The organism is Catenibacterium sp. CAG:290 (assembly GCF_000437715.1).
GTDB lineage: Bacteria > Bacillota_I > Bacilli_A > Erysipelotrichales > Coprobacillaceae > Catenibacterium > Catenibacterium mitsuoka_A.
On record NZ_FR898767.1, the window covers coordinates 1 to 9,333 of the forward strand.

The 9,333-nt window shown below is 34.9% G+C and carries 8 protein-coding genes; all 8 read left to right on the forward strand.

Going from position 1 to position 9,333, the window contains the following annotated elements:
- The first annotated feature begins 47 nt into the window (after positions 1-47).
- Genes QVO42_RS00710 through ffh form a run of 8 tightly spaced genes read left to right on the forward strand, consistent with a single transcriptional unit; the run spans position 48 to position 9,300 of the window.
- Positions 48-977, forward strand: a complete 930-nt coding sequence (locus QVO42_RS00710; protein WP_022424274.1) for a DHH family phosphoesterase — start codon at positions 48-50, stop codon at positions 975-977.
- Positions 978-1,001: 24 nt separating this feature from the next.
- Complete coding sequence (locus tag QVO42_RS00715) at positions 1,002-1,673, forward strand: response regulator transcription factor (protein ID WP_022424275.1); 672 nt, start codon at positions 1,002-1,004, stop codon at positions 1,671-1,673.
- Positions 1,673-3,046 (forward strand): sensor histidine kinase, encoded by a 1,374-nt coding sequence (locus QVO42_RS00720; protein ID WP_022424276.1) that lies wholly within the window; start codon positions 1,673-1,675, stop codon positions 3,044-3,046. Before QVO42_RS00715 ends, QVO42_RS00720 begins: the two co-directional genes overlap by 1 nt.
- A gap of 5 nt (positions 3,047-3,051) precedes the next feature.
- Positions 3,052-3,624, forward strand: a complete 573-nt coding sequence (locus QVO42_RS00725; protein ID WP_022424277.1) for a xanthine phosphoribosyltransferase — start codon at positions 3,052-3,054, stop codon at positions 3,622-3,624.
- 11 nt (positions 3,625-3,635) lie between these two features.
- Positions 3,636-6,572 carry a chromosome segregation protein SMC gene (locus tag QVO42_RS00730; protein WP_022424278.1) on the forward strand — a complete coding sequence of 979 codons (2,937 nt, stop codon included), beginning with the start codon at positions 3,636-3,638 and terminating at the stop codon, positions 6,570-6,572.
- Positions 6,573-6,583: 11 nt separating this feature from the next.
- Positions 6,584-7,564 (forward strand): signal recognition particle-docking protein FtsY, encoded by a 981-nt coding sequence (gene ftsY / locus QVO42_RS00735; protein WP_022424279.1) that lies wholly within the window; start codon positions 6,584-6,586, stop codon positions 7,562-7,564.
- A 4-nt stretch (positions 7,565-7,568) separates the two neighbouring features.
- Positions 7,569-7,898, forward strand: a complete 330-nt coding sequence (gene ylxM, locus QVO42_RS00740) for a YlxM family DNA-binding protein (RefSeq protein WP_022424280.1) — start codon at positions 7,569-7,571, stop codon at positions 7,896-7,898.
- Positions 7,899-7,908: 10 nt separating this feature from the next.
- Positions 7,909-9,300, forward strand: a complete 1,392-nt coding sequence (gene ffh, locus QVO42_RS00745; protein ID WP_022424281.1) for a signal recognition particle protein — start codon at positions 7,909-7,911, stop codon at positions 9,298-9,300.
- The last annotated feature ends 33 nt before the right edge of the window (positions 9,301-9,333 follow it).

Below are 9,333 nucleotides of genomic sequence, written 5' to 3' on the forward strand. Positions count from 1 at the left end.
GAGTTCATTAACTGATTACGTACATATTATACGAGGTGGGTTAAATTATGGATAAAATAATTAATTTATTAAAACAATATAAACAAGTATTCTTATATCGTCATATTAATCCTGATTATGACGCTTTTGGTTCTACTGTAGGTATGTATTATTTCTTAAAAGAAAACTTTCCAGAAATCAATGTTGTGTTAAAAGGGAGCTTTGAGAATGTTTTATGGGAAAAATTCAATGCCCCTATAGATGAAGAAAAAGAACTTCCTACTCTAGGTATTGTGATTGATACAGCTAATCGTGAACGTATTGATGGTGATATTTCAGGATGTGAGAAGATCATTAAGATTGATCATCATATCGTCGTAGATTCTTATGGAGATATCAATATTGAAGATGCCACTGTATCAAGTGCTTCACAGATTGTTTCTCTATTATTAGAAGAAGTAAAGGATGTTTATTCTTTAAATGAACAAGGTGCACGTGCTTTATATATGGGTATTATTGGTGATACAAATAGATTTATGTATCGCTCTACTGATGAGCGTACATTCAAGGCAGCATCTTACTTATTGGAATTCGGTATTAATATTGAAGAAATCTATCAAACAATGTATTTAAGAGAAGAAAAAGATTTAAAAGTCACACAGTTTATCTTGAACAATTATAAAGTCAATGATAAAGTGGCTTACTATATATTGAAGGATGAAGACCTTAAAGAATTAGGTATTAGTCGTGAAGAAGGCTCTAGCTACGTCAATACACTTGCGAATGTCAAGGAATTTGAAGTCTGGTGTGCTATTACAGAAAATACGAAAGATAATGTCTATCGTGTCTCTATTCGTTCTAGAAATGCGATTATTAATGAAGTGGCTGCTAAGTTTGGTGGGGGAGGACATGCCCTTGCTTCAGGTGCAACACTTTCGAGTCTAGATCAGCTTGAGGACTTACTTTCATCTCTTCATGATGCAATAAGTATGATATAATGAGAAAAAATGAGGTGAAATAAGATGAAATCTAAAATCATGGTTGTAGATGATGAAATGCATATTAGAGAATTGGTGCGTTTCTATCTTGATAAAGCAGGTTTTGATACAATTGAAGCAGCTAATGCTGAAGAAGCATTGGACATAGTAGAAAACCAATATATTGATTTGGCTGTTGTTGATATCATGATGCCCGGAATGGATGGTTTTGAACTTGTTGAACAAATGAGACAATATCGTGAATTCCCGGTCATTATGTTGACAGCTAAATCACAATCAAAAGATAAATTAAGAGGATTCTCTTTAGGTATTGATGACTATGTTACAAAACCTTTTGACCCAGATGAATTAATGGCGCGTGTTAAAACAATCTTAAAGCGTTATAGTATTAATTCTTCTAATGTAGTGAAGATTGGTGATGTCATCTTTGATGGTGATAAATATGAAGTGCGTTATCAGGATCAGATTATCCATCTTCCTTTAAAACAGTTTGAATTGGCATTTGAACTCGCAAAAAATCCTAATCAGATTTTCACGAGAGAACAGCTTATTGAAAAAATCTGGGGAATGGATTATGACGGTTTTGATCGTACAGTAGATGTTCACATTAAGCGTATTCGTGAGAATCTTGGGCATCTCCCAGGATTCAAAGTTGTGACAGTACGTGGCTTAGGTTATAAAATAGAGGTTGAGTAATGAAGTCTATTTATAGTAAACTTATAATTGGCTTTTTATTAACATCTTTATTAAGCTTTTCAATCTGTTGTTTCTTTACAATCAGATCTTATAATCGTGACTCTGATCAACTGGCATTAGAAGAGTTAGAACATTCTTCCAATCATATTGCAGATTTGATCAAGTTAATTGATGATAAGAATCAGGATAAGATTTTAGCAGATTATTCAGAAACATCAGAAATGTCTTTCACCGTCACATGTGAAGGACAGACAAAAAGTTATGGACATGTTAATAAGAAACTTATACTTAAAGATGATGAATTAAAAACACTTGCGACTTCTAAAGAAAAGTCATTACGTAGCGAAGGAATCATTTCGCAATATGCGAAAGCATTTAAGATTGATAATCAAACATATGTGATTACAGTTCAGAAGGATTTTTCTGCTACAAAAGATATCTTTATGAAGTCTTATACAAGTGCAGCTATCATCTTTATGATGACAGGAAGTATTGTCTTCCTGATTGTTGCAGATATTATTGTGAAACCAATCTCACGTCTCACAAAGGTCACTGATGAGCTTGCGAAAGGGAATTATAAGGTGCGTGTCAATTATGAAGGAAAGGATGAAATATCCTCATTGTATGCTTCCTTCAATCAAATGGCAGTCAGACTCGCTAAGCAGGAAACAATCCGACAACAATTTATATCGGATGTATCTCATGAGTTCCAGACGCCTTTAACGGCTATTAGTGGATTTGCGACAATATTAAAGAATGAGAATCTGACAGATGAACAAAGACAGAAATATGCAGATATTATATTGTTCAATTCAAATCGTTTGTCTCATCTATCTAAGAATATGCTTCAATTAACATTATTAGATGGTGAAGATACATCATTAGATAAGAGTGAATTCCCACTTATTGAACAGCTTAATCGTGTTATTGAGATGGAAGATAATGCGGCTTTAAGTAAGGATATTGAAATAGAATTCATTCATCCTAAAAAAGAATTCATTATTGAAGCAGATGAAAGCCGTATGGAACAGGTATGGATCAATTTATTAAGTAATGCGATCAAGTATACGAATGAGCATGGTGTAGTAACAGTAGAAGTGAGAAGAACACCGACTGAACTACAGGTAAGATTTGAAGATACAGGTGTGGGAATGAGCCAAGATGCTATTTCTCATATCTTTGAAAGATTCTATAGACAGGATAAATCACGTACAATTGAAGGGAATGGACTTGGTTTATCTATAGTAAAAAGGATTATTGATTTACATCACTATAAAATAGATGTAGAATCACAAGAAGATGTTGGTTCTGTATTTACTGTTTATATCCCATATGAGATGTTTACAGGACTCACAAAAAAGAAAAAGGATTAGTGAAGATGGAAGAGTTAAAGAGAAAGATTTTAGAAGACGGATATGTTATTAATGAGAATGTATTAAGAGTAGATAGTTTTTTAAATCATCAGATTGATGTAGAACTATTTAATAAGATTGCAGATGCATTCTATGAAAGATATAACAATAAACCAATCAACAAGATTGTTACTATTGAAGCAAGTGGTATTGGTTTAGCAGTTGTCGTTGCACAGAAATTCAATAATTGTCATGTAGTATTTACTAAGAAGGGTTCTTCTTCAATTACTGACAATGATTTCTATACTACAGAAATTCATTCTTATACTAAGAATAAAGACTATATTGGACAGATTTCTAAGAAGTATTTAAGTCCAGAAGACCATGTATTAATCGTGGATGATTTCTTAGCTAATGGTGAAGCTGTTATGGGCATGATTGACTTATGTCATCAGGCAGGTGCAACAGTTGAAGGTATTGGTATTGTCGTTGAAAAAGGATTCCAGCAGGGAAGACATAGAATTGAAGAAGCTGGATATGAAGTACAGTCTCTTGCAATCGTAAAAGGTTTTGAAGACGGCAAAGTTATTTTAGATTAGAGAGGAATAACATGTATTTAAAACGAATTGAACTTCATGGTTTTAAATCCTTCGCGGATAAAAGTGTAGTTGAATTCATGCCAGGTATTACTGGAATAGTAGGGCCTAATGGATGCGGTAAATCAAATATTACTGATGCCATCCGCTGGGTACTAGGAGAAAAGTCTGCAAAGGCAATGCGTGGAGAAACAATGACGGATGTCATTTTCTCTGGAAGTGAAGATCGTAAAGCACAGGGTGAAGCAGAAGTGACACTTGTCTTTAATAACGAAGATCATTTTCTTGATTTTAATTCTAATGAAATAGAAATCACACGTCGTCTTTATCGTACAGGTGATTCTGAATTCTTATTAAATAGAGAACAGTGCCGTTTAAAGGATATTACTGATTTGATTATGGATACAGGTCTTGGTAGAGATTCTTTATCTATTATTTCTCAGAATAATATCAATGAGTTTGTGAAAAGCAAACCAGAAGATCGACGTGCGATGTTTGAAGAAGCAGCAGGTGTTGCAAAATATAAGAAACGTAAGATTGAAACAGTCAGAAAGCTTGAACGTACAACAGACAATCTAGACCGTGTTCAGGATATCTGTAGTGAATTAGAACGACAGATAGGACCATTGAAAAGACAAAAAGAAAAGGCTGAAACATATTTAGAGTTCAAAGAAGAACTTCAGAAAGTAGAAGTTTCAGTGCTAGTAAAGGAAATCAGTACTCTTTCTGAAGAATTAAAGACTTTAAATAAAGAGTTAGAAGACCTAGAAAATGAACGTATTACCAATGATGGTGCTGTTATTTTTGATGAAAAGCAGAGTGAAGAACTTGAAAAGAAGATGTATGCACTTGACCAGGAAGTCAATGAACTTCAGGAAAAGCTATTAGAGGCAATGAATGAAGTCAGCAGTCTTGAAACACAGAAGGTTGAAATTGATGCCAATCGTAAGCATATATTAGAAACAACAAGCCAGGAAGATATAGAACAAAAGAAAGCAAGTATGAAGTCTATTCTTCAAGATGCGATTATAGATTATAACGATAGAGTGAAGCGTTATAATGATGTCAAGAAAGAAAAGAATGACCTTTCTCAAAAGGATTCCTTAAATAAGAAACAGCAGGCAAATCTTCGTTCGTTAATTGAAAAGAAGAATATTGACATTCATAATTCTCGTACTGAGAAGACAAGATTGACTGATATTATTGAGAATAAGAGTGGCTATAGCTATGGTGTACGTACTATTTTAGGTGCGAAAAATTCTTTATCTGGTATTTGTGGTACTTTAGGTGATCTGATTGAAACAGAGGAAACCTATGAAACAGCACTTGCAACAGCGCTAGGTGGGGCAGTGCAATTTATTGTCACTCGTACAAATGATCAGGCAAAAGAAGCTATTTATTTCTTGAGAAAGAATAAGGCAGGACGTGCAACATTCCTACCTATTGATACAATGAAACCTAGATTATTAAGAGATGAAGCAAAGATGCTTGCTGAACAGTCTCTTGGATATTTAGGTGTAATGAGTGATTTTGTGACTTATGATAAGTCTATTAGTGATGTTGTATTAAACCAGTTAGGTAATACAATTGTAGCTGATCATCTAGATCATGCGACAGAAATCGCAAAATCTATTTATCATCGCTATCGTGTTGTCACCCTTGAAGGAGATATCATCAATGTAGGTGGTTCTTTAACTGGTGGTGCAAATAAGCATACAAATAATTCAATGATGTCTAAAAGAGAATTAGAACGTGTGTCTCGTACATTAGATCAACAAGAAAAAGATCTTAATAAGATGAAGTCAGATCTTCATACATTAGAAAATGAGGGAAGAGAAATTGGACAGCTCTTTATGCAGAAACAGATGTCTCTCGCAAAACTTGAACTTGTTGTCACAAACAAGAAGAATGAATATGAAGTCGCTAAGGCTGATTATGAAAACTTAACACACCAGAGTGTCGAACTTGATGAAGTCATCAAAGGCACTCAAAACAATGAATTACTTGATCGTTTAAATGATGCAAAAAGACGTCGTGATGAATTAAAAGAAACAATTCAGGCAAAACGTACAATCCGTATGGGTTATGTGAATGAAAATGATGAAGTCTCTCGTCGTTTACGTGAACATCGTGCTGCTTTAAAAGATGTAGAAAGTCAGAGTACGGATAAGAAGGTCGCAAAGTCTCGTTTAGAAACAGAGATTCAGAACTACTTATTAAGACTTAATGATGCATATGCAATGACTTTTGAACATGCACAGGAAAAAGCCGATATGTCCATTGATATTGATAAGGCTAAGGATAAAGTACGTGATTTAAGACAGCGTATTGCGTCACTAGGACATGTCAATGTAGAATCCATTGAACAATACAATGATGTAAGTACACGTTATGAAACACTAAGTACGCAGCGTTCACAATTATTAGAAGCACAGGATAGCTTATTAAAAGCTATTAAAGATATGGATGCTATTATGGTTGAGAAGTTCAGCACTTCATTTGAAGCCATTAATAAGGCATTCAACGATGTATTCCGTTATTTATTTGGCGGAGGACATGCTTCACTTAAATATACTGATCCAGATAATATTCTAGAAACAGGTATTGATATTGAAGCACAGCCACCTGGAAAGGCTGCTAAGCTGCATTCTTTCTCAGGAGGAGAAAATGCACTAATCGCATTAAGCTGCTTATTTGCGATGATCAGCGTTAAGCCATCTCCTTTATGTATTCTCGATGAAGTAGAAGCGGCACTTGATATTGCGAATGTAGAGCGTTTTGCGAAGTATTTACGTAGTTTCTCAGATCAGACACAATTTATTGTCGTTACACATCGTGAAGGAACTATGGCTGAATGTGACCTGTTATATGGGGCTACAATGCAGGAAAAAGGTGTCACTAAGCTTGTCAGTGTTAAGCTTAAGGATGCCACTGAATATGCAAGCAGTTAGGAGGATGCATTATGGGATTTTTTCAAAAGATTAAAGAAACATTTGTAGGTAAGTCTACAAAACAGAATGAGAAGTATGTTGCTGGTCTTGATAAATCATCTGCTTCTTTCTCATCTAAAATTAATGCGTTAGCCGCAAGATATCGTGAAATCAACGATGAATATTTTGATGAGTTAGAAAATATCCTGATCATGAGTGATGTTGGTGTCAACATGGTTATGAAGATTGTAGATGAAATCAAGAAGGAAGTACGTCTTGAAAATATCAAGGATCCTCATGCGATTAATGATATTATCGTTGATAAGATGTTTGTCATCTATGCCAATGATTCATATATGACAACTAAGATCAACTATGCAGAAAATGACTTAACAGTCATCTTGATGGTTGGTGTCAATGGTGCAGGGAAAACAACTACTATCGCTAAGCTTGCCAATAAGATTATGCATGAAGAAGGCAAGAAGGTTATGGTGGCTGCTGGTGATACATTTAGAGCTGGTGCCATTGAACAGCTTGCTGAATGGGCAAACCGTTTAAATATTCCTTGTGTTAAGGGTAAAGAAGGGGGAGATCCTTCTTCTGTTATCTTTGATGCATTAGAACAGGCAAAAGCAGGCGGTTATGATGTACTCATCTGTGATACAGCAGGACGTTTACAGAATAAAGTAAACTTAATGAAAGAACTTGAAAAGATGAATCGTATCATCAAGAGAGTTGTACCAGAAGGACCTCAGGAAACATTACTTGTAGTAGATGCAACAACAGGTCAGAATGGTATTTCACAGGCTGTAGAATTCTCTAAGATTACAGATATTACAGGTATCGTCCTTACTAAGATGGATGGTACTGCCAAGGGTGGTATTATTCTTTCTATTAAGGATATGTTGAATATCCCTGTTAAGTTTATTGGTCTAGGTGAAAAGATTGATGACTTACAGGAATTTGATCTTGAACAGTATATTTATGGTTTGTGTAATGATCTAATGGAGTAAGATGATGGATGAAGAGTTAAAAAAGAAAGAACAAGTCATCCTCTTGATGGATTGTTATAGAGAATTGTTGACAGACAAACAGAAACAGTATCTTTCTCTCTACTATGAGGAAGATCTGTCTCTATCAGAAATAGCTGAAGACTTAAGTGTTTCTAAAAATGCTGTTTTTGATAATATTAAGCGTTCTGTGATGAGTTTAGAGAAGTATGAATCTAAATTACATATTCTTGAAAATCATCGTAAGAGACTTAATTTAATTAATAAGATTGAAGAAGAAAAGAATAAGAAGCATGAAGATATTGATGAATATCTTGAAATGCTGAAGAATATCTAGGGAGGTAATTATGGCTTTTGAATCTTTATCAGATAGACTCCAAGAGACATTAAAAAAGGTAACAGGACAAGCGACTCTTACTGAAGCAAACATGGAGGAGATGCTTCGTGAAATCCGTTTGGCTTTACTTGAAGCCGATGTTAACTACCAGGTAGTTAAAGAGTTTATTGCAAATACAAAAGAAAAAGCAATCGGTCAGAACGTTATTGGTTCATTAAAACCAGGACAGGTTCTTGTTAAGATTGTTCATGATGAATTAGTATCATTACTTGGTACAGAAATGGTGACTGTAGACTACTCTAAAGATCCTACAATCATCATGATGGTTGGTTTACAGGGTTCAGGTAAAACTACAACTGCTGGTAAGATTGCTAAATTAATCACTGAAAAACAAGGTAAGAAGCCTTTATTGGTTGCTGGCGATATTTATCGTCCTGCTGCCATTGATCAGTTAAAGACATTAGGGGCACAACTTAATATACCAGTATTCTCTAAAGGAACTGATACACCTGTAGAAACAATTGTTACTGAAGCTTTAGCTAAAGCGCGTGATGATCACAACGATGTAGTGATCATCGATACTGCTGGTCGTTTACAGATTGATGAAAAGTTGATGCAGGAGCTTGCAAACGTTAAAGAAATTGCCCATCCTGATGAAATCCTTTTAGTTGTTGACTCATTAGCTGGTCAGGAAATCGTTAATGTTGCTTCAACATTCAATGATAGACTAGGAATCACTGGTGCAGTTTTAACTAAGTTAGATGGTGACGCACGTGGTGGGGGTGCCCTCTCTATTAGACATGTCACTCATGTTCCTATTAAATATATCGGTACAGGTGAAAAATTAGATGAAATTGATTATTTCTATCCTGACCGTATGGCAGATCGTATCCTTGGTATGGGGGATGTTGTTTCCCTTGTAGAAAAGGTACAGGATGTTTATGATGAAAAAGAAAGTATGAAAGCTTTCAATAAGATGAAAGCCGGTACTTTTGGTTTAGATGATATGCTTGATCAGATGAAGAAACTTCAGAAGATGGGTCCTTTATCTGGTTTATTAAAGATGATTCCAGGAATGCCTAAGATTCCTAATTTAAATGATGATGATGCTGCTGCTAAGATGAAGATGACTGAATCAATCATCTATTCTATGACTAAAGCAGAACGTGCAAATCCTGATATGATTAATTCATCACGTAAAGAAAGAATTGCCAAGGGTTGTGGTCAGTCTGTGACTGAAATTAATAAGCTATTAAAACAGTTTGAACAGTCACGTAAGGTCATGAAACAGTTAGGCAACATTGATCCTACAACTGGTATGCCAACACAAAGACCGATGAAGACTCAGCAGCAGTTCAATCCTTATCGCAAAAAGACAAGACATAAGAAAAAGAAGAAATAAAACCTCCCCGGAGGCAATGTCATTAAGTTAAGA

Coding starts and splice junctions, on each gene's coding strand:
- QVO42_RS00715 (WP_022424275.1), top strand. CDS start 1,002: ATGAAATCTAAAATCATGGTTGTAGATGATGAAATGCATATTAGAGAA.
- ylxM (WP_022424280.1), top strand. CDS start 7,569: ATGGATGAAGAGTTAAAAAAGAAAGAACAAGTCATCCTCTTGATGGAT.
- QVO42_RS00730 (WP_022424278.1), top strand. CDS start 3,636: ATGTATTTAAAACGAATTGAACTTCATGGTTTTAAATCCTTCGCGGAT.
- QVO42_RS00710 (WP_022424274.1), top strand. CDS start 48: ATGGATAAAATAATTAATTTATTAAAACAATATAAACAAGTATTCTTA.
- ftsY (WP_022424279.1), top strand. CDS start 6,584: ATGGGATTTTTTCAAAAGATTAAAGAAACATTTGTAGGTAAGTCTACA.
- ffh (WP_022424281.1), top strand. CDS start 7,909: ATGGCTTTTGAATCTTTATCAGATAGACTCCAAGAGACATTAAAAAAG.
- QVO42_RS00720 (WP_022424276.1), top strand. CDS start 1,673: ATGAAGTCTATTTATAGTAAACTTATAATTGGCTTTTTATTAACATCT.
- QVO42_RS00725 (WP_022424277.1), top strand. CDS start 3,052: ATGGAAGAGTTAAAGAGAAAGATTTTAGAAGACGGATATGTTATTAAT.